The sequence below is a fragment of the Rhodophyticola sp. CCM32 genome (assembly GCF_004751985.1).
In the GTDB taxonomy this organism is placed as follows: domain Bacteria; phylum Pseudomonadota; class Alphaproteobacteria; order Rhodobacterales; family Rhodobacteraceae; genus Rhodophyticola.
The window spans coordinates 1730232-1750732 of record NZ_CP038492.1 but is presented as its reverse complement, the minus strand read 5'-3'; the positions used below and the strand labels follow the sequence as shown (position 1 = coordinate 1750732).

Annotated in this window: 19 protein-coding genes and 4 pseudogenes; 13 read left to right on the top strand and 10 right to left on the bottom strand. The window is 59.0% G+C overall.

Going from position 1 to position 20501, the window contains the following annotated elements; translation table 11 throughout:
• Positions 1 to 2: 2 nt before the first annotated feature.
• Genes E2K80_RS08590 through E2K80_RS08570 form a run of 6 tightly spaced genes read left to right on the top strand, consistent with a single transcriptional unit; the run spans position 3 to position 5735 of the window.
• A complete protein-coding gene (locus E2K80_RS08590; protein WP_338014593.1) occupies positions 3 to 2087 on the top strand; it encodes a hydantoinase/oxoprolinase family protein in 2085 nt (694 codons plus the stop codon).
• Positions 2087 to 3733 carry a hydantoinase B/oxoprolinase family protein gene (locus E2K80_RS08585; protein WP_135374537.1) on the top strand — a complete coding sequence of 549 codons (1647 nt, stop codon included), beginning with the start codon at positions 2087 to 2089 and terminating at the stop codon, positions 3731 to 3733. Before E2K80_RS08590 ends, E2K80_RS08585 begins: the two co-directional genes overlap by 1 nt.
• 3 nt (positions 3734 to 3736) lie before the next feature.
• Positions 3737 to 4486 (top strand): SDR family NAD(P)-dependent oxidoreductase, encoded by a 750-nt coding sequence (locus E2K80_RS08580; protein ID WP_135374535.1) that lies wholly within the window; start codon positions 3737 to 3739, stop codon positions 4484 to 4486.
• A gap of 11 nt (positions 4487 to 4497) precedes the next feature.
• Positions 4498 to 4644 (top strand): hypothetical protein, encoded by a 147-nt coding sequence (locus tag E2K80_RS19100; RefSeq protein WP_168193137.1) that lies wholly within the window; start codon positions 4498 to 4500, stop codon positions 4642 to 4644.
• The gene (locus E2K80_RS08575; protein WP_135374533.1) at positions 4637 to 4981 is read left to right on the top strand and encodes a RidA family protein; all 345 of its coding nucleotides are present in this window, start codon (positions 4637 to 4639) and stop codon (positions 4979 to 4981) included. The genes E2K80_RS19100 and E2K80_RS08575 overlap by 8 nt, the downstream gene beginning before the upstream one ends.
• 16 nt (positions 4982 to 4997) lie before the next feature.
• Positions 4998 to 5735 (top strand): amino acid ABC transporter ATP-binding protein, encoded by a 738-nt coding sequence (locus tag E2K80_RS08570; RefSeq protein WP_210405471.1) that lies wholly within the window; start codon positions 4998 to 5000, stop codon positions 5733 to 5735.
• Between the two features lie 308 nt (positions 5736 to 6043).
• Here E2K80_RS08570 and E2K80_RS08565 read toward each other — a convergent pair whose 3' ends face one another.
• Entirely contained in the window at positions 6044 to 6925 is an 882-nt protein-coding gene (locus tag E2K80_RS08565; protein ID WP_135374529.1) for a LysR family transcriptional regulator, read from the bottom strand.
• Positions 6926 to 7027: 102 nt separating this feature from the next.
• Between E2K80_RS08565 and E2K80_RS19550 the strand changes: the two are divergent.
• From E2K80_RS19550 to E2K80_RS20055, 4 genes and pseudogenes are all read left to right on the top strand, one after another.
• Positions 7028 to 7210: pseudogene (locus E2K80_RS19550) on the top strand (CoA transferase); the annotation flags it as partial.
• Positions 7211 to 7341: 131 nt separating this feature from the next.
• The gene (gene acdA / locus E2K80_RS08555) at positions 7342 to 8604 is read left to right on the top strand and encodes a 3-sulfinopropanoyl-CoA desulfinase (RefSeq protein ID WP_238475699.1); all 1263 of its coding nucleotides are present in this window, start codon (positions 7342 to 7344) and stop codon (positions 8602 to 8604) included.
• A gap of 1 nt (position 8605) precedes the next feature.
• Entirely contained in the window at positions 8606 to 10006 is a 1401-nt protein-coding gene (locus E2K80_RS08550) for a tetratricopeptide repeat protein (protein ID WP_210405446.1), read from the top strand.
• 114 nt (positions 10007 to 10120) lie between these two features.
• Positions 10121 to 10735 (top strand): annotated as a pseudogene (locus E2K80_RS20055) (integrase core domain-containing protein); the annotation flags it as partial.
• A gap of 107 nt (positions 10736 to 10842) precedes the next feature.
• Here E2K80_RS20055 and E2K80_RS19095 read toward each other — a convergent pair.
• Positions 10843 to 11016: a hypothetical protein gene (locus tag E2K80_RS19095; protein ID WP_168193044.1), complete on the bottom strand. Its 174-nt coding sequence runs from the start codon at positions 11014 to 11016 to the stop codon at positions 10843 to 10845.
• A gap of 71 nt (positions 11017 to 11087) precedes the next feature.
• Here E2K80_RS19095 and E2K80_RS08535 point away from each other — a divergent pair, with 71 nt between their 5' ends.
• A complete protein-coding gene (locus E2K80_RS08535; protein WP_135374527.1) occupies positions 11088 to 12017 on the top strand; it encodes a LysR substrate-binding domain-containing protein in 930 nt (309 codons plus the stop codon).
• Positions 12018 to 12415: 398 nt separating this feature from the next.
• Positions 12416 to 12556: pseudogene (locus E2K80_RS20050) on the top strand (DapH/DapD/GlmU-related protein); the annotation flags it as partial.
• A gap of 164 nt (positions 12557 to 12720) precedes the next feature.
• On the opposite strand, the gene E2K80_RS08525 reads toward E2K80_RS20050, so the two are convergent.
• The 4 genes from E2K80_RS08525 to infC all read right to left on the bottom strand — a co-directional run bounded on the left by E2K80_RS08525 (position 12721) and on the right by infC (position 15724).
• Positions 12721 to 13524, bottom strand: coding sequence for a substrate-binding domain-containing protein (locus E2K80_RS08525; RefSeq protein WP_135374525.1), 804 nt, complete (start codon positions 13522 to 13524; stop codon positions 12721 to 12723).
• A complete protein-coding gene (locus tag E2K80_RS08520; protein ID WP_135374523.1) occupies positions 13521 to 14264 on the bottom strand; it encodes an ABC transporter ATP-binding protein in 744 nt (247 codons plus the stop codon). The genes E2K80_RS08525 and E2K80_RS08520 overlap by 4 nt, the downstream gene beginning before the upstream one ends.
• Positions 14257 to 14964, bottom strand: a complete 708-nt coding sequence (locus E2K80_RS08515) for an ABC transporter permease (RefSeq protein WP_135374521.1) — start codon at positions 14962 to 14964, stop codon at positions 14257 to 14259. The genes E2K80_RS08520 and E2K80_RS08515 overlap by 8 nt, the downstream gene beginning before the upstream one ends.
• A 178-nt stretch (positions 14965 to 15142) precedes the next feature.
• Positions 15143 to 15724, bottom strand: coding sequence for a translation initiation factor IF-3 (gene infC / locus E2K80_RS08510; protein WP_238475698.1), 582 nt, complete (start codon positions 15722 to 15724; stop codon positions 15143 to 15145).
• Between the two features lie 151 nt (positions 15725 to 15875).
• On the opposite strand from infC, the gene E2K80_RS08505 reads away from it, so the two are divergent.
• Positions 15876 to 16517 carry a hypothetical protein gene (locus tag E2K80_RS08505; RefSeq protein ID WP_135374519.1) on the top strand — a complete coding sequence of 214 codons (642 nt, stop codon included), beginning with the start codon at positions 15876 to 15878 and terminating at the stop codon, positions 16515 to 16517.
• 119 nt (positions 16518 to 16636) lie between these two features.
• Here E2K80_RS08505 and E2K80_RS08500 read toward each other — a convergent pair whose 3' ends face one another.
• From E2K80_RS08500 to E2K80_RS08485, 4 genes and pseudogenes are all read right to left on the bottom strand, one after another.
• Positions 16637 to 17482, bottom strand: a complete 846-nt coding sequence (locus E2K80_RS08500) for a ferredoxin--NADP reductase (RefSeq protein ID WP_135374517.1) — start codon at positions 17480 to 17482, stop codon at positions 16637 to 16639.
• Between the two features lie 66 nt (positions 17483 to 17548).
• Entirely contained in the window at positions 17549 to 17965 is a 417-nt protein-coding gene (locus tag E2K80_RS08495) for a DUF934 domain-containing protein (protein WP_135376531.1), read from the bottom strand.
• Between the two features lie 53 nt (positions 17966 to 18018).
• Positions 18019 to 18768 carry a phosphoadenylyl-sulfate reductase gene (locus E2K80_RS08490; RefSeq protein ID WP_135374515.1) on the bottom strand — a complete coding sequence of 250 codons (750 nt, stop codon included), beginning with the start codon at positions 18766 to 18768 and terminating at the stop codon, positions 18019 to 18021.
• Positions 18758 to 20427, bottom strand: a pseudogene (locus tag E2K80_RS08485) (nitrite/sulfite reductase). The gene E2K80_RS08490 and the pseudogene E2K80_RS08485 overlap by 11 nt, the downstream one beginning before the upstream one ends.
• Positions 20428 to 20501: the final 74 nt, after the last annotated feature.

Here is a 20501-nt window from a genome sequence, read left to right as displayed (position 1 = left end):
CCTTGACAGTTTTCATGAATCGCGTCGGCGTTGATATTGGCGGCACATTTACAGATGTCGCACTCTCCCATGCAGCGGGTCTTGATACCTGTAAGGTTCTGACCAATTACGCCCAGCCGGAACAAGCGATACTCGATGGTATTCAAATCGCGGCGGACAAGGCAGGCGTTGCGATGAGGGATATCGGTCAGGTCATCCATGGCACGACCCTTGTCACCAATGCACTGATAGAGCGGCGCGGCGCAAAGCTGGCGTTCATTACAACCGAAGGGTTTCGCGACGTCATAGAAATGCGGTCAGAAAACCGGTTTGAGCAATATGACCTGAACCTGACGCTGCCAAAGCCCATGGTGCCGCGCGAGGATCGCCTGACGCTTCATGAGCGTATGGGGCCGAAAGGAGAGGTGCTGCTGGCGCTTGATCCGGCCGAGGTCGATGCGATGGTCAAAACCATTCTGGCGGGGGATTATGAAGCTGTTGCGATTGGTCTGATGCATGCCTACGCCAATGATGCGCATGAGGTGCAAATGGCCGAAGCCCTGCGCGCCGCCGCACCTGAGATGTCGATTTCATTGTCTTCGGTTATCTCTCCGCAGATGCGCGAATTGCCGCGCTTTAACACAGTGATCGCCAATGCCTATGTGCAGCCGCAGGTTGCCGATTATCTGGGGCGGCTGGTCAGACGACTGGGTGAGGCGGGTGTTACGGCCCCCGTCTTTATGCTCCATTCCGGGGGTGGGTTGATCTCGGTTGATGTCGCATCCGAGCAACCGGTGCGGCTTCTTGAATCCGGGCCTGCCGGCGGTGCCATTTTCGCCGCTGATTTTGCCCGCGGTCACGGGCTGGACAGCGTGCTGTCTTTTGACATGGGCGGGACCACGGCGAAGATCTGTTTGATCGAAGAAGGCGCGCCCAAAACCGCAAACACTTTCGAGGTCGCGCGCACCTACCGGTTCAAAAAGGGATCAGGCATGACCGTCTCGACCCCTGTCGTTGAGATGGTTGAAATCGGGGCCGGTGGCGGGTCAATCGCGTCTATTGATACGTTGGGGCGCGTTCAGGTGGGGCCCCGCTCGGCCGCCTCGGAACCGGGCCCTGCATGCTATGGGCGCGGGGGCGAAGACCCCACAGTGACCGATGCCAATCTGGTGTTGGGGCGACTTGACCCGGATAATTTTGCCGGTGGCGCAATTGCCTTGTCCCTGCAGGCCGCGGATCGTGCCATTGATGCGAAGCTGGCCCGAAGGTTGCAGATGAACGCGCCAGAGGCCGCCTCTGGCATCACAGAGATGGTCGATGAGAACATGGCCAATGCCGCGCGGGTCCATACGGTCGAAAACGGGCGGGACATCGAGCATTTTACCATGATCGGTTTTGGCGGAGGCGCGCCTTTGCATGCCTGCCGCCTGTGCGAAAAGCTGGGCATCAGGGAATTGATCATTCCCCCGGGTGCAGGTGTCGGATCCGCCATCGGCTTTCTGAAAGCGCCGTTTAGCTATGAAGCTACACGCGGGCTGTTCCAGCGTCTTGACCAGTTCGATGCACAGGCGGTCAATGCTGTGCTGACCGACCTGGAGGCAGAGGCGACGGCCTTTGTCAGCGCAGGCGCAAAGGATGCGGTAACCACCACCCGGGTGACGGCATTCATGCGGTACGCGGGGCAGGGCTGGGAGATTCCGGTTGTCTTGCCTTGCAAAATCTTCGCGGATGCTGATCAGGCTGAGGTGCTTGCGGCGTTCGAGCGTGCGTATCGCAAGTTGTTCGGGCGTGTCATTGACGGGCTTGCGATTGAAATCACGAACTGGTCGCTGGTTGTGGCCTCTGCGCTGCCAGCCACCCCGCCGGTTGAACGCCACGCGCATGGGGCCTCGGTCACGCCGTTGCGCACAAGACAGTTCTTTGACATGGCGTTGCGCAGGATTGTTGATGCGCAAGAGGTTGACCGGGCCGCGATGACCGCTGGAAAAGCCGTCGAAGGCCCCGCGATCATTATCGAAAACGAGACAACCACCATCGTGACCTCCGGGTTTCGCGCCATCGGCCAGGGTGATGGCAGCCTGCGCCTGATCCGCAAGGGAGACAGCTGATGACCCCATCCGCGATTGACTATCAGATCATGTGGAACCGCCTGATTGCGGTTGTCGAAGAACAGGCGACAACGTTGATCCGCACCGCGTTTTCCACCTCTGTCCGCGAGGCGGGCGATTTATCTGCCGGGCTGTTTGACCGTCAGGGCCGGATGATGGCACAAGCCGTGACCGGCACGCCGGGGCATGTGAACGCCATGGCCGAAAGCGTGACCCATTTCGTCCGTGAAATCGGGTCCCAGAACATCTTTGAAGGGGATGTGTTCATCACAAATGATCCCTGGCTTGGCACAGGGCATTTGCACGACATCACCGTGGTGTCGCCGACATTTCGGGATGGCATGCATATCGGGTTTTTTGCCTGTACCGCGCATGTGGTTGATATCGGAGGGCGTGGGTTCGGGCCGGACGGGACTGAGGTTTTCGAGGAAGGCTTGCTGATCCCGATCATGAAATTCGCTCAACGGGGCGAGGTCTCGGACGATCTGATCCGCATTGTCCGCGCAAATGTCCGCGAGCCTGATCAGGTGGTGGGCGATATGTATTCCCTTGCGGCCTGCAACGAGGCAGGGGACCGCCGTTTGCAGACCATGATGGGCGAGTTCGGGATTGCCGACCTTGACGGATTGTCGGATTTTGTGATCGAGACCAGCCGCAAAGCCACCCATGCCGCAATCGCCGCTGTTCCCGATGGGGTGTTCACTCACAACATGCAGGTTGATGGCTATGACGAACCTGTCCTGATGGCGGTTCGGCTGGATATTGCGGGCGACAGGATCAAGGCCGATTTTGACGGCACCTCAGGGATGAGCCGCTTTGGTGTGAATGTTCCGGAAGTCTATACACGCGCATATGCCTGCTATGGGTTGAAATGCGCGATTGCGCCTCAGGTGCCCAACAACACCGGCTCGCTTGAACCGTTCGAGATCACCGCCCCCGAGGGATGTATCCTTGCTGCGAAACGTCCCGCACCAGTGTCGGTGCGCCATGTGCTGGGGCATCTGGTGCCGGATGTCGTGCTGGGGGCTTTGCATCAGGCATTGCCGAACACGGTGCCGGCCGAGGGGGCAAGCGCGCTGTGGAACATCCAGATTTCTGCCAGACCCAGCGACCCCGAGAGCGGATTGCGCAATGCCGAGGTGTTGATGTTCAACTCTGGCGGAACGGGTGCGCGCCCGGCATTGGACGGGTTGTCTGCAACAGCCTTCCCATCCGGCGTGTCAACGATGAGCGTCGAGGCAACAGAACACGTAGGTCCGATCACCGTCTGGCGCAAGGATCTGCGCGAAGGGTCCGGCGGGGCAGGGGCGCGGCGCGGCGGGCTTGGCCAGACAATCGAGATTGAACCGCGCGCTGGCTACGATATCTACTTCAATGCCATGTTTGACCGCGTTGAAAACCCGGCGCGGGGACGCGATGGCGGCGGTATGGGGCAGGCGGGCCGTGTCGAGCTTGCGGATGGGACAAGGCTGCGCAGCAAAGGTCGGCAGCTTGTGAAGACCGGGCAACGCTTGAAGCTGAGCCTGCCGGGGGGGGGTGGATATGGCGATGCCAGACAAAGGGCGCAAGATGATGTCGCCGCAGATTTGCGTGCCGGGCTGGTAACGCCAGAGCAGGCTAAAAATGACTATGGATTTGAAGGATAAACCATGACTGACAAACCTCTCGCTCTGATTACCGGCGCCGCTCAGGGCATCGGCCTTGCCTGCGCGGAAGCACTGGTTGAGGATGGTTATGACGTGATCCTGTCTGACATCAACGCAGATGGGGTGACAGCTGCTGGCAAGAAGATCGGAGCTGTCGCGGCGATTGCCTGCGACATGGGCGACCTTGGACAGATTGAAGCGATGTTCGGCCAGATTGCTGCGGATCACGGACCGCTTAGCGCCCTGGTCAATAACGCAGGTGTTGCCATGCCGGGTGATTTTCTGAGCTATGATGTGGAGACCTTTGAAAAGGTGATCGACATCAATTTGCGCAGTGTGTTTGTCGCAACGCAAATGGCGGCGCGCGTTATGGTTGAACACAAGATTGCAGGTGCGATCGTCAATATGTCTTCGATCAACGCACAAGTGGCAATTCCTGCGATCCCTGCCTATTGCGCGTCAAAGGGCGGTGTCATGCAATTGACCAAAGTCGCAGCACTTGCGCTGGCCAAGAACAATATCCGCGTCAATGCCGTCGGTCCCGGTTCCATTGATACGGAGATGATGGCGGGGGTGAACGCAAACCCCGAAGCTTTCAAAACCGCAATGTCGCGTACCCCTTTGGGCCGCGCAGGGGATGCGCGCGAAATCGGCGATGTGGTGGCCTTCCTGTGCTCGAAAAAGGCCAGCTATATCACCGGTGAGACGATTTATGTGGATGGCGGCCGACTTGGCCTGAACTACACCTGTTAAGCGCGCCCGATATGTCGCGATATCCCGCCACAGACGCTGCCTGGCAAGCTGATCCTGTTGGCTTCTGGGAAGAAGCGGCAATTGATGATCCAGCCATCCTTGATGACATCACGGCGGCGTTGATCGCCCGCAACCTGATCGGAAATGCAAATGATTGAACGGATTCACACCTCTGAGCGGATGAGCAAAATCGTCAAACACAACGGCACGGTTTATATCTGCGGACAGGTCGGCGCAGGCGAGAATGTGGCCGCGCAAACAGCCGATTGCCTGTCGCGCGTTGACGCGTTGTTGATCGAAGCCGGATCAGATCGTGAAAACATGCTGCACGCGACCATCTGGCTGGCGGATATGGCCGATTTCGCTGAAATGAACGCTGTCTGGGACGCGTGGGTTCCAAAGGGGCACGCACCTGCACGGGCCTGTGGCGAGGCAAAGCTGGCCCGCGATGTCCTCAAGGTCGAAATCATCGTCACCGCTGCTGAGAAAACATAGCAAAAGGAGAACGGCCATGAATGCTGCTGTTGAGATGAGGAACGTGAACAAATTCTACGGCACTTTCCACGTCCTTAAAGACATCAATCTGACCGTCACCAAAGGTGAGAGGATCGTGGTCTGTGGCCCTTCCGGTTCAGGCAAATCAACAATGATCCGCACCATCAACCAGCTTGAAGAACATCAGTCAGGGGATATTCTGATCAACGGTGAAACCATCAATGCAGATGCCCCGAATATCGAGGAAATGCGGCGCGAAGTCGGGATGTGTTTTCAGCATTTCAATTTGTTCCCGCATCTGACGATCCTTGAAAACTGCACCCTTGCCCCGATGCTGGCCCGCAAAACACCGCAGGCTGACGCCGAAGACGTGGCCATGGCGTTTTTGAACAAAGTGCAGATTGGCGATCAGGCAAAAAAATACCCTGGTCAGCTATCTGGCGGTCAACAGCAACGTGTCGCGATCGCCCGTGCGCTTTGTATGAAACCCGGGATATTGCTGTTTGATGAACCAACCTCTGCCTTAGACCCGGAAATGATCGGTGAGGTTCTCGACGTCATGGTAACGCTGGCCGAAGAAGGCATGACAATGGTTTGTGTCACCCATGAAATGGGCTTCGCGCGCAAAGTCGCCGACCGGGTTTTGTTCATGGATGCCGGCGAAATCATCGAGGAAAACGACCCGGAGACATTCTTTACGTCACCCGAGAATGCCCGAACGCGGACCTTTCTGGACCAGGTTCTGACCCACTAAAGCACCCTACCTTAAACTTGAATCACAAATACCCTGCCACGCTTCGCGTTCCCGGGACATTTGTGATGCGCGATGTCTCAGGTTTAAGGCAGCATGCTGTAAAGCCTTTCGAGTTTTCATTGAGACATGATCATCGCTTTTCGCGTTCGACCGAAGGGAGGCGTCACGGTCGATGCCATAGTGGCGGCAATCAGCAGTGAAATGGTGACCTGACAGAGGGTTTGAGAAGAAAAATCTTGCCGATCTGCCCGTCAGGGAGAAATCCTTGTTCTCCGGTGCTCGCAATGAAGATCAGATTCCTGAAACAGTTACTTCGGTATAGGTTTCTTGGCGCTAACGTTTTTAAGGGCTTTTGCAAGCTCTTTAGTGACATCTTGGCGGGGTGAACTTTTACGCGTAATCAGTGCAACTTGCCGCTCCAGGCTTGGGCCCTGGAGAGGAAGATAAACAACGCCATCCATTGGCGGATTATTCTTTCGCCGGGGCAAGATAGATACACCGAGATTATGTGCGACCAGAGCCTCTACGGCTTCGATGGACGTCGCCTCCATTCCCGGGTTCACCCGGATGCGATTTTCCCGCAGGTAATAGGCCACTTGCCTGGACAGGAGGCTTCTTTGGTCAAACCACAAAAATGGCCAGCTTCCTAGCAGCTCTGCCTGGCTGTCCGAAGTCGCACAGACCGGGGCAACAAGTTGATACGGTTCTCCGCAAATTGGAATAATTGATAGTTCGTCAATGGCGTCTTCCGGTTCGGTTACCAAGCCCGCGATGACATCGCGGTCCAAAACCCTTTGGATCAGCCGGTTCGACAGGTCTGTATGCAATTCGACGTCCAGTGCGGGATGCTCAGATCGCATTGCAGCCAATGCGGGGACCACCAGATGGGTGATTGTAGATGGCACTGCGCCAATAGATATTTTGCCATGCAGGTCCGACCTCTCGCTGAGAGATAGGATGTCGTCAACGATAAGCCTTAGACGTTTCGCGTGTTCGACCAAGGCCCATCCTTGTTCTGTCAATTCCGGTGGTCGCCGGGATCGGTCGAGTATCCTGATTTGCAATTCGTCTTCCAGGCTGGAGACCTGAAGACTGACTGCCGAATGGCTGAGGTTCACGCTCTTGGCCGCTTCCACCAACGTCTTTTGTTGCGAGATAGCGACCACCGTGTCCAGAAAACGGAGGTTCATGCGACCACAGTATTGTTAGATTTTCTCAATGTATAGTTAAAAAGATACCGTTTTTCAAAGTATATCTAAATCTGCTAGCGTGTTTCATGAACTTGCGAGGAGATCGGGATCATATCTGGGCCGCTGGAAAACCTGCGCGTACTTGACCTCAGCCGCATCTTAGCTGGTCCTTCCTGCACGCAATTGCTTGGAGATCTAGGCGCAGATGTCGTCAAAATAGAGAAACCTGCATTTGGTGACGACACGCGTCTGTGGGGGCCAGCTTATGTTGATCCGATAGATGGTCACCTGCCGCTGAACCCGATCAGGCTTTCGAAGATCCCCGTCACTTATCGGCATTCTCCTCCGAAATGTGGGGCAGATACCGAAAGAGTTTTGAAAGAACTGCTGTCACATCAGACCATGGGAATATCGCAATGAACGACATGAGCCACGCACATGCAGCGGCGCAGGGCGCGGGTACGAGAAATCCATTTTTGCAACGAGCGAAGGATTTATCCCCCGGTTTTGCGGAGCGGGCGAGCCGGTGGGACCAGACCCGCGAATACTGTTGGCCGAATGTTGCTGAAATGGCTGAGCAGGGCCTTATGGGCATGACCATCCCGTCACAGTTTGGTGGCGGCGGCGCGAGCTTTTTGCAGTGCGTTGAAGTGATTGAAGAAATTTCTCGATCCTGCACCCTGTCTGCCCGTATTCTGGTCGAAGCGAATATGGGTGGCATCAGTGCAGTGATGGCCTATGGAACAGACGCGCAGCGCGCCTTTGCGGCCCCCATCGTTCTGGCCGGAGACAAGCCCGCGATCTGCATCACCGAGCCAGGCGCGGGGAGCGCAGCAACCGAGATGACCACGACCGCCCGCAAAAAAGGCGGCGTCTGGCGTTTGAATGGATCAAAGCACTGGATCACTGGCGGTGGGGTGTCAAAGCTGCATCTCATCTTCGCCCGTGCGTTTGACGAAGACGGATCCGAGCTGGGTATTGGCGGTTTCATCGTTCACGTCGACCCCGATCGGAACATCGCGCCCAAAGGGTTCGAAATCACCCGCCGGGAACGTACCATGGGCCTTTGCGGCATGCCCGAGGCAGAGCTTGTCTTCACCGATCTCGAAGTCGCCGATGACATGGTCTTACGCACACCATCGGGCTTCAAGCGCGGCTTTGCCGATTTGATGACGGCTTACAATAGTCAACGCGTAGGGGCCGGCACCATCGCCATGGGTGTCGCCGCTGGCGCCCTTGATCATGCTAAGCGCTATTTGAAAGAGCGGATGCAATTCGGTCGGCCTTTGGCGGAGTTCCAGGGGTTGCAATGGATGATTGCAGATATGGATACCGCTGTTCACGGTTCTAGGCTGATGCTGCACGAGGCTGCGGCCTCTGCAGAATGGGACGGTAACCGCTTCCCGGACTTGACACTTGCTGCACGTGCCAAAATGTTTGCATCTGAGAGTGCTATTAAGGTTGTCAACGATGCACTCCAGATGTTCGGCGCGCGTGGGTATGGAAGCGAAGAACCATTGGAACGCATGTATCGAGATGTCCGAATGTTCACTATCGGCGGTGGCACGGCTCAGGTCTTGAAAACTCAGGTTGCGGCCGGTGCTCTGGGCATCAAGACACCGCAAACACGTGACGGCTATACGAAACTGGCCGCGCAGGCCCATGCAAAGGAAAGCTGAGATGGTATTGAAGGAACACGACGATCCGCATGGCCTGGCCTTTACGGCCAGTTCGCCTGAAAGTGCCGAAAAATTCGCTCAGCTGACATCCTCTTATATGGGGTTTCGACCGGAAACAGGCGCGGTGCTTAAGGACCTGGTCCAATCCGACCCGGACATGCCGATGGCGCAATGCGCCAAAGGCTATTTCGCCAAGCTGATCGGCAGCGCCAATCACTCCGAGCGGGCGGAGAGGATATCTGCCAGCCTTGACACCCATGTGGAAAAGGTCGGCGCGAATGCGCGGGAAAAGATGCATGCCGCCGCCTTGTCTGCCTGGTGTACGGGCGCGTTGGAAAAGACCACCCAGATCTGGGAAGACATCCTGCTTGACCACCCCAATGACGGAATGGCGCTGCGTTTGGCGCATTTTACCCATTTCTATTCCGGTGATGGGCGCCAAATGCGCGACTCCATGGCCCGCATCCTGCCGCTCTGGTCCGAATATCACCCTGATTACGGGTTCTTGCAGGGAATGTATGCCTTTGGCCTCGAAGAGTCCGGCGAATATGAAAAGGCCGAGAAATTCGGGCGCATGGCGGTTGAGCGTAATCCGCGCGACGCCTGGTCGGTGCATTCGGTCGCACATGTGCTTGAGATGACCGAACGCCACCAGGAAGGGATCGAATGGGTTCACGGGCTTGAAAACGACTGGTCCACCGTCAACAATTTCCGCTTCCATCTTTACTGGCACAAATGCCTTTATCACCTTGAACGCGGCGAGTTCGACATCGTCCTGCAAATCTACGACGCTCAGATCGTGTCGGACATCGAATCCGATTTTTACCTCGATATCTGCAATGCGTCCTCGCTGTTGTGGCGACTGGAGATGTTCGGCGTCGAGATCGGGGATCGCTGGGCGAAGCTGGTCGAAGTCTCGACAAAGCATGTGCATGACACAGACCTGATTTTTGTCAGCCTCCACTATTTGATGGCGCTTATTGCGGGGGGTGACAAGGCGGCGGCAACGAAGATGATCGACAATATCCGTCAATGGTCGAGGCTGGATGCGACACAAGCCAAAATTTGCGCAGACGTTGGGTTGGCCTTGGCGGAAGGCCTATATCACGCCCGCAATCATGATTTTGAAAAGGCAATCCGCCTGATGGAGCCCGTGCGTTACGCGATGGACCGAATTGGCGGAAGTAAGGCGCAACGTGATGTATTTCATATGATCCTGCTGGATGCCACGAAGGCCAGTGGCGATGCGTTGCGGGCCCGGGGCCTGTTTGCAGAGCGGCTTGGACACAAAGTGCACTCCAGCTGGACTTGGAAAAACTACAGCGGGATTCTCGAGGCTCTTGGTAGCGACACGCTGGCAAAGGAGGCTGCAAACAATGCGGCTGCTGCGCTGGTGCAATAGGTTTCTTGGGTCGCAAAGAAAGTCGAAGTCTTCGCTGATCTCGATCTGGTGACCCTAAGAAAAACTGCGGGAGAATTGATTTGACTGGGAGTGTTGCACGCCCGAACAGACAGGGCCTCGCGCCGGGTTCGCATTCTGGCCGTGAATGATGACTGCTGCCGAGAAACCCTTTGCCTGATGGCGGATACCAGCATCTCAGGTACCCATGTGGCGCGGGAACCAGATGCGCTCGTCCGCTTGTACGGCAAGCCCGTCGCCATTGTCAGCGACAACGGGACAGAGTTCACCAGCCGGGTGATCCTGAAATGGGCCAACGATAACAATGTCGATTGGCACTACATTGATCCGGGCAAGCCGCAGCAGAACGCCTTTATCGAAAGCTTCAACGGCAGTCTGCGCGATGAACTCCTGAACGAGGAGATGTTCGACAGCCTACAGCATGCTGCCTTACACCTGAGACATCGCGCATCACAAATACCCTGTGAACGCGAAGCGTGGCAGGGTATTTGTGATTCAAGTTTCAGGCAGGGTGCTTTAGACGATGCAAGGCGCAAGCTGGCCCTATGGCGATACGACTACAACAACGTCAGGCCACACTCCCCGCTTGGCAACAAAACACCCGCAGAAGCGCGCCGGGCGCTTGAGCAATTTGAGGACTCTGCTCCCGGCGCGCTTGTCCAAACCGAAACCGAAGAATATGAAAAACAGAACTGCAAACTCTCATTATGAATGAGGGAGCCTCGGGGGGCAGGTCACAGCTATGCCGCCTGCTGCAACCTCGCAGCTACGCTTATCGAGTCACGTTGATTGTCCACGGACCCTAAACGATTTCTGCTCTATTCGGCGGTGATGCAGGCCGGGTCAAATGGCATATCAGCCAGGGCGCGTTTGTCCATTTTCGCGATCTCGGGATGGGACAGCGGGTTGCGCCGCCATTGCTGACATAATGGGTCTGGGGATGATTGCCGCCGGATTTTGCGCCATTGGAAGGGGGTAAGGATGCGTTTCATGACTATAGGGGTACTGCCGTATCACCCTTTTTGGTATGGAGTAGTTTGTAAGCTGAGTTTAGGAAATCTAAATGAGAGAGCTGAACAGGGTACATCTGTCCGGTTTGCGCGCGGTTGAAGCTGTCGGGCGGTTGCAGGGGTTGCAGCCTGCGGCGGCGGAACTGGGCGTGTCTGTCGGGGCGGTCAGCCAGCAGGTCAAGAAAACCGAATCCGCCCTGGGCCGTACCCTGTTTCACCGGACGCCCGCAGGCATGCAGCCGACCGCTGCCGGAGCCGAGGTTCTGACCCATCTCAACCGGGGCATGGCAGAGCTGGCCACCGCTATACGTCTGGCCGGACGCGGGCAGGAGGACCGGCTGGTCGTTTCGGTCGCGCCGATCTTTGCCAGCCGCTGGCTGGTCTGGCGGTTAAGCGATTTTCATTGCCGATACCCGGATATCCGTATCCGGGTGGAGCCGGATGTGGCGCTGGTGAACCCGGATGAAAAAGACGTGGATGTGTGTATTCGTGTGGGCCGTGGCGGCTGGCCCGGGGTCGGGGCCGAAAAGCTTCTGGATCAGCGGATTTTTCCAGTCTGCTCGGCCGGGATCGCGACCTGCCTGACAGACATTTCGGATCTGGCCCATGTGCCGGTGATCCGCGAAAATGAAGCCCTGTATGGCTGGGATGTCTGGCTTGGGGCGCAGGGGTTAAGCGCCGATATTCTGGGCGAGGGGCCGACCTATGCGGATGCCTCGATCTGTCTGAACGCGGCAATTGCGGGGCAGGGGGTGTTCCTGGCCTGGGAAACCCTGGCCTGCCCGGCTTTGGATCTGGGGCAGTTGGTGGCCCCGTTCCCGCAGCGGTTTCCATCGGGCGTGCATTACTGGCTGATCACCCGGCAATCCGGCTTGCGGGCCCGGGCGATTGCACAATTTTCGGCCTGGCTGAAAGAGGAGATGGAAGCCTCGGTCCGGCAATGGCGAAGCTGCGATGTGATGCAGAAACCGCAACAGGAATGATGATGGGTGAATGGGAAAAAATGCAGGCCGGGCAATGATATACATGTCTGGATGAAGATCTGGAAGCGCGCCGCCGGACCGCCCGCCGCGCGGTGCATCAGCATGCGGTGATGGACCCTGATGCCCGCGGTGCGATGGCGCCCCTGCTGCGCGCATTGTTTGCCCATGTGGGCACAGATGTGATGCTGGAGGCACCGTTTCACTGCGCTTATGGGGTGAATATCTCTTTGGATGATCAGGTGTATCTGAATACGGGCTGCGTGATCCTGGACACAGCCCCGGTCCGTATCGGTCCGCAGACCATGCTTGGGCCGGGGGTGCATATTTATTGCGCCGAACATGATCATGATCCGACCCGCCGGGCCGCAGGGGTCGAGATTGCCCGGCCGGTCACCCTTGGCGCTTCGGTCTGGATCGGGGGTGGCGCGACCCTCATGCCCGGGGTCAGCATTGGCGACGGGGCCATTGTCGGGGCGGGTGCGGTGGTGACGCGGGATGTGGCCCCCGGGCAAACCGTGATCGGCAACCCGGCACGGGTCCGGTGAGCGGCGATCTCTGCTCTATAGATTCGGTCTGAAATTCTGCACCACCCCGCACCACCTTTCCCGCCCGGCGGCACCCTCCGCACTATGTATATGTGTTGCAGAGTTTTGGGCCGACGCTATAAAACTGCGATTGTCGAGGGCGCATCAAAGGCAGCAGATCACTCCGCATTCGGAAAAAACAATTGCTGGCCATCGACCATGAAACCTGCAATCGCGGCTTGCCCCGGTGCCGAGATCAGCCAATTGGTGAAGGCCGCCGCGCCGTCTGCATTCACGGTTTCGCAGTGATCGGGGCTGACCGGGATCACGCCATATTGGTTGAACAGGTCCGGATCGCCTTCAAACAGAATCTCATGATCTGCCTTGTTTTCAAAGGCCAGCCAGGTGGCCCGGTCGCTCATCGTATAGGCGCCCATGCCTATGGCAAGGTTCAGCGTGGCGCCCATGCCCGCCCCCGCCTCGCGATACCAACTGCCGGACGCGGCGGCGACATCGGCCACGCCTTCCCACAGGCTGGTCTCCTTGCGGTGGGTGCCGCTGTCATCCCCGCGTGAGGCGAAAGGAGCCCCGGCTGTTGCGATCCTTCCCAAAGCCCCGGCAATATCATCGGCCCGGCGAAGCCCGGCCGGGTTATCCGACGGGCCGATAATGATGAAATCATTATACATCAGATCATGGCGTCCGGTGCCGAACCCGGCCTCGACAAATGCCTCTTCCGCATCGCGGGCATGGACGATCAGCATATCCCCGTCGCAGCGTTCGGCATTGTTCAGCGCCTGCCCCGTGCCCACGGCGACCACCCGAATATCCAGGTCAAGCGCGGCCTCGGCCAGGGGCAGGATATGATCATAAAGCCCGGAATTCTGGGTCGATGTGCTGGATTGCACCAGCAAGATATCCTCGGCCAAAGCAGGGCCGGCCAACAGGGCAGACACCGCCAGAACCGGGGCAAAACGGATCACAGCAACAACCCTCCATCAAGATAGGCGCGGGCTTCCGCGCTGTGCGGTTTGGCGAGAAACACGGATTTATCCGTCACTTCAAGGCATTGTCCGCGATGGATAAAGGCAACCTCATCGGCAAGCCGCTGGATCTGGCCGGGGTCATGGCTGACCAGCAGAACCTTGGTGCCGCGCGCCGCGATCCGGGTGGTGAGGGTTTCCACCGCATGGGTTGCCGCCGGGTCCAGATGGGCGGTCGGTTCATCCAGCATCAGCAAAAGCGGGTTGGCGGCCAGGGCGCGGATGATGGCAAGGCGCTGTGCCTCGCCGCCTGACAATTGCCGCGCGGGCCGGTCCGCCAGCACCGTCAGATTGCCCAGAGCCAGCAACCCGGCCAGCCGGTCAGCGCGATCGCGGCGGCGTACCCGCGCCAGACGCAGCGCATGGGTCAGATTGCCCCGTACCGTGCGTCTGAGCAGCACCGCCTTCTGAAACACCAGCCCGACGCGGCCCTGCATCGGCAGCGGCAGGGCGATCTGCCCGGCCTCTGGCGTCACCAGCCCGGCAATCACGCGAAGCAGCAGGGATTTCCCGGCACCGTTCGGCCCGACAATCGCACTGATCCCGGTGGGGGCCAGCGCCATATCCAACCCGTCAAGCAGGGTGGTCCTGTCGCGTGTGACGCGCAGGCCCCGCATATTCAGGCCCGCCTCTGGCAGGGCGGGGGCGGGAAACGGAATGACCTGCGGGGTTTCAGGCATGGGCGGGGCCTTCCAGCCGGGCGCGCAGGCCCAGAACAGCGGCGTTCAGCACAAGCGTCAGCGCCAGAAGAATCATGCCCAGACCAAGGGCCAGCGGCAGCGCCCCGCGGGATGTCTCCAGCGCGATGGCTGTGGTCATCACCCGGGTGACATGGTCGATATTGCCACCCACCAGCATCACCGCGCCCACCTCGGCCAGGGCGCGGCCCAGACCGGCCAGAAGTGCTGTGACCAGAATGAAACGGGCATCCCATAACAGGGTGCCGATCACATCCAGCTTTCTGGCGCCAAGTACCTGTAATGTCTCACGATATTCGCCATGCATCTCGGTCAGCGCGCCCCGGGTCAGTGCGGCGATGATCGGGGTCACCAGAATGGTCTGGGCAATGATCATCACTGCCGGTGTATAAAGCAGCCCCAAAACCCCCAAAGGCCCCGAGGCCGAGAACAGCAGATAGACAATCAGCCCCACCACCACCGGCGGCAGCCCCATCAGGGCATTGATCAAGACCACCAGCGCCCCGCGCCCTGGAAACCGCAAAACCGCCATCGCCGCGCCCAAAGGCACCCCGATCACGGCTGCCAAAGCCACCGCGCTTAACGACACCTGCAGGGACAGGCCCACAATCCCGATCAGATCGGCATCGCCCCTGAGGATCAGGCCAAGGGCTGTCAGAAAACTGTCGGAAAATGTGGGCATTGGTGCGAATTCCCCCCTTTTTGTCTTTGGCCGCAGAATGCAAACCGGTTGTGGATGTGACAACTGCGATTGCGACCGGATCGGTCATGTCTGCGTCACAAGACCCCCCGATGGCCCAGCAAAAAGGCGCGGCAGGTTCAGACCCGCGCGCGCCCTGTTCTCTTGCCGGATCCGCGGTTTACTTCGCCGGTCCGATCATCATCACCATCTGGCGGCCTTCCATCTTGGGCATGTTTTCCACCTTGCCCATACCTTCGATATCAATGGCAACGCGTTCCAGCAATTCGCGTCCCAGATTCTGGTGTGCCATTTCGCGACCGCGAAAACGCAGGGTGATCTTCACCTTGTCGCCATTTTCCAGAAACTTGGTCACGTTGCGCATTTTCACGTCATAATCATGGGTGTCGGTGTTGGGGCGAAACTTCACCTCTTTCACCTCGATGATTTTCTGCTTTTTGCGCGCCTCGGCCTCGCGTTTCTGGGTCTCGTATTTGAACTTGCCGAAATCCATGATTTTGCAGACTGGCGGGTCCGCATTGGGCGAGATTTCAACCAGATCCAGACCGGCATCTTCGGCCATCTGCAGGGCACGTTCGGGGGTGACAACGCCGACATTTTCGCCTTCGGCGCCGATAAGGCGTATTTCTGTGGACCGGATGCGATCATTGACCCGGGGGCCGGTGTCGCGCGTCGGCGGCGCATTATGAGGTCTGCGGGCTATTGGATTTTTCCTTCTGTAGCCATGTGTTCGAGGTCGCAAATCTAACCGCAGGTGCCCCGTCTTTCAAGACGAATTGCTGGCGATGACCTGCCGAGGGGAGATCGGGCTGCGGTTTCCCATTGTGTCCGGCATTGGTCGCAATTATGAGGCTACTCAGATGAAATTGAACACCCTCGGGGGAGTAATAATTATGAATCGCATTTTGATCATTGTGGCCGTGCTGGTTGCTGTGGCTGTGGGCGGGTATTTCGTGATCCAGAACCGCGAAGAGGCGGCGGCGCTTGAAGAAGCCGCTGCTGCTGCGGAAGCCGCTGCGGAAGAAGCTGCTGCCGCTGCAGAGGAGGCCGCTGCCGCTGCCGAGGCAGAAGCTGCTGCTGCCGCCGAAGAAGCCGCTGCTGCTGCAGAGGCGGAAGCCGAAGCTGCCGCTGAAGAAGCGGCTGCTGCCGTGGAAGAGGCTGCTGCCGCCGCCGAGGCAGAGGCCGCTGCTGCTGAGGAAGCCGCTGCCGCCGCCGCCGAAGAAGCCGCTGCTGCCGCCGAAGCCGCTGCTGAGGAAGCAGAAGCTGCTGCGGCTGCTGCGGCAGAGGAAGCTGCGGCTGCTGCTGCCGAGGCCGCAGAGGCCGCCACCGAGGCTGCCGAGGCAGCCACACCTGATCTGGCGTCCATCCTGTCGGTTGACGGATTCGATGCCGATGCCGCCCTGGCCGCAGTTGACGGGTCAGATCTGAACCCGGTGATGAAAACCTCGCTCAGCACCGCTATCGAAGGCGCACGCGACAATCCGGCGTTGGTTGAAGGTGTTGTGACCCAACTGCGCGAAGCGCTTGGTCTTTAAAGGGGGGCAGGTTGCGGCGCGGCAATGCGCCATGACCGCTGATATCCCGACAGACAGAAAAACCCGCGCTTACCGGCGCGGGTTTTTGCTTTTCCGGCCCTTACCCCGCGGGCGGCCCGTCAGTCCAGAAACGCCTTTTCCACAACATATTGCGCGGGCCGTGAATTGGCGCCTTCCTCCAGCCCGTATTCTTCCAGCATCGCTTTCAGCTCAAGGTTGAAATCCAGATTGCCGCAGATCATCGCCCGGTCATGTTCGGGGCAAAGCGGTGCCACATCCAGATCGCGATAGACCTCGCCCGAGCGTATCAGATCGGTGATCCGCCCCATCTTCGGGCTCTTTTCGCGGGTCGTTGTCGGGTAATAGCGAATCTTGTCGGCAAAGCCTGCGCCGAACAGGTCCGCCAGCACCTCATCCCTGCGGATACTGTCGATCAGCTCCGCGCCATAGGCCAGTTCGCCTGCCTCGCGGCAGGTATGGGTGATGATCACCTCGTCATAATCCGCATAGGTCTGCGGGTCGCGCAGCAGGGAGGCAAAAGGCGCAAACCCGGTGCCGGTGGCAAAAAACCAGATCCGTTTGCCCGGGATCAGCGCGTCATGAACCAGGGTGCCCACGGGTTTGGGTTTCAGAATGATCTGATCGCCCGGCTGAATATGTTGCAGTTTCGAGGTCAGGGGGCCATCGGGCACCTTGATCGAATAGAATTCCAGTTCATCCTCCCAGGAGGGGGAGGCGATGGAATAGGCCCGCAGCAGGGGCCGGGCCTTGCCATTGGCACCCGGCTCCCCCATCAGTCCGATCATCACAAATTCGCCCGACCGGAACCGCAGGGATTGCGGCCGTGTCACGCGGAAGGAAAACAACCGGTCCGTCCAGTGTTTCACGAAGGTCACAACCTGCGCATCGGGCAGGGCGGGAACCGGTTGGGCAATGGTCTGTGTCACGGGGGTTTGCTCTGTCATGCTCATATCGCGGCTCTAACGCCGCCCTCTGTCTTAGGCTTTGATCCGGATCAGGGAAAGGGGGTGTCAGCCGCGCAGGCGCGCCTGATAATCATGGTCCCGCCAATTGGCGCGGGCCTGCCATTGATCTTCGGGCTGACGCGCGGCCAGATCGGCGCTGATTTCCACCTCGTCAAACCCGGCCCGGCGCGCCATCGCATATTGGTCGGCCAGCACATGGCCAAAGGCGCGCAGACGGCCCTTATAGCCAAGCGCACGCAACTGGCGGGCCAGGGTAAAGCCGCGCCCGTCGGCAAAGCCGGGAAACCCGATGCGAATGATCTCGACCCGGTCCAGATGCCCCGACAGCGCCGCCGCATCATCGGCGGGTGTCATCTCCAGCCCGGGTGCATTGGCGGCGAAGCCATCGGCCAAAGCCACAAACCCGCCCTGCCAGTCATCCGCGCCAAACCCGGTATCGCGCACCAGCACCTGATCGCCCATCACATTCCCGCTTTCTTCTTGTTCCAAATACGCATCTGCCACATTTCCCCCGATCACGACACCTGCCGCAGGGGGCCGCGTATCATCCGGCCATCGACAAAATGGATACCGCATTCTTCCTTGTCCTGCCCCTGCCAGCGACCCGATCGCGGATCCTGCCCCGCGGCCACCGGGGCCGTGCAGGGCGCACATCCGATCGACGGATATCCCTTTGCCACCAACGGGTGCCGGGGCAGGCGGTTATTGATCATATAATCCTGCATATCCTGCGGTTTCCAGAAGGCCAGAGGGTTGATCTTGATCCGGATATCGTCCTCTGCCTCGAAAAATTCCAGCCCGGCGCGACTGCCGTTCTGAAACCGTTTCCGGCCGGTGATCCAGGCATCAAACGGGGCCAGCGCATGGGTCAGCGGCTGCGTCTTGCGCAGGGCGCAGCAGGCATCGCTGTTGCGGTGATGCAGATCGCCATCAGGGTCATGGGCGGCCAGCGCGGTCTGGCTGGCGCGGATGATCCGCAGATCTTCCAGACCGAAATGATGGGCCAGATCCTGCTGATAGGCCAATGTTTCGGGGAACAGCATTTCGGTGTCGATAAACAAGACCGGAATGCGCCGGTCGCGGACCGAAATCATATGCAGCAACACCGCCGATTCCGCACCGAAGGCGCTGACCAGGGCAATCCGGCCGATTTCGGCATCGCCAAGCGCGCGGTCGATCACTGCGGCCGCCGAATGGTGCCGGTAGCGGGCGTTCAGGCGCTCCACACGTCTGGCAACCGGGGCAATCGGAACATCACGCGGCATCGGCCTTTGCCTCCTCAGCCGGATAAAGCGCGGCCTTGAACGGGGCCATGCCAAGACGGCGATAGGTGTTCAGGAACGTCTCTGAGCGGTCTTCACGATGGGTCAGATACGCCTGGATCAGCCGTTCAATCGCCGGGATGATGTCATCGGCGCCAAACCCGGGGCCGGCCCGTTCGCCAAGCGTTGCCTCGGCACTGCCGTCGCCCCCAGGGTGATCTGATAATTTTCCACCCCCGCCCGGTCGAGCCCGAGAATCCCGATATGCCCCACATGGTGATGGCCGCAGGCATTGATGCAGCCCGAGATCTTGATCTTCAGCGGGCCGATATCCTGTTCCAGTTTCAGGGCTTCGAACCGGGTGGCGATTTGCTGTGCGACGGGGATCGAACGGGCCGTGGCCAGGGCGCAGTAATCCATGCCGGGGCAGGCGATGATATCCGAGATCAGACCGATATTGGCGGTGGCCAGCCCGGCCGCGCGCAGGGCGGCATAGATCGCCGGCAGATGCCGGCGCGGCACATGGGGCAGGATCACATTCTGCTCATGGCTGATGCGCAGTTCATCATGGGCGTATTTTTCCGCCAGATCGGCCATCACCCGCATCTGACCGGCGCTTGCATCCCCCGGTGTGGCACCATGGGATTTCAGCGAGATCGAGACAATCGCATAGCCATCCTGCCGATGCTTATCCACATTTGTATCCACAAAGGCGCGGAAGCCCGGGTTTATCGCATATGTGCTATCGAAATTCCCGGTTTCAGGCGATATGAATGGCGGGGATGCAAAGTGAGATTTGATTTCTGAAAGCAGTTTTTGATCCGCCCCGGCAAAATGCGCCTTGCGAATGGCGAATTCATCCCCAACCAGACGGCGGATTTCCTCCAGACCCGTCTCATGCACCGTGATCTTGATCCGGGCCTTGTATTTATTGTCGCGGCGACCCAGCAGATTATAGACCGCCACCACGCTTTCCAGATAGGGTAACAGGTCAGCCCCCGGTACAAATTCCGCCAGCACCTTGCCGATCATGGGCGTGCGGCCAAGCCCTCCGCCGACCAGAACCTGATAGCCGATCTCACCCTCGCGTTTCACGATGCGCAGGCCGATATCATGGGCCGCGGTCACCGCCCGATCCCCCGGGCTGCCGGTCACGGCGACTTTGAATTTGCGCGGCAGGAACTGAAACTCCGGGTGGTCGGTGGACCATTGCCGGATCAGCTCGGCCACCGGGCGCGGGTCGGCAATCTCGTCTTCGGCGGCGCCTGCGAAATGATCGGCGGTGACATTGCGGATCGTGTTGCCCGAGGTCTGGATCGCATGCATGCCGACCTCGGCCAGGGCATCCAGCATATCGGGCACATCTGCCAGTTTCGGCCAGTTATACTGAATGTTCTGCCGTGTGGTGAAATGGCCATAGCCCTTGTCCCACCGCTCGGCGATCATCGCCAGTTGCCGCATCTGTCGTGCATTCAGCGTGCCATAGGGGATCGCCACGCGCAGCATATAGGCATGCAGTTGCAGGTAGAGCCCGTTCATCAGGCGCAGGGGTTTGAATTCATCCTCTGTCAGCGATCCGTCGATCCGCCGTTCAACCTGCGCACGGAACTGGGCCGCGCGTTCGGCGAGAAAGGCGGCATCGAACTCGGTGTAACGGTACATTTGCGGGTGCTCCTTTTGGGACCGGTCGTCGTTTTCCCCGGGGAAAACGGCTGGAATTCTCGAGAATTCCAGGG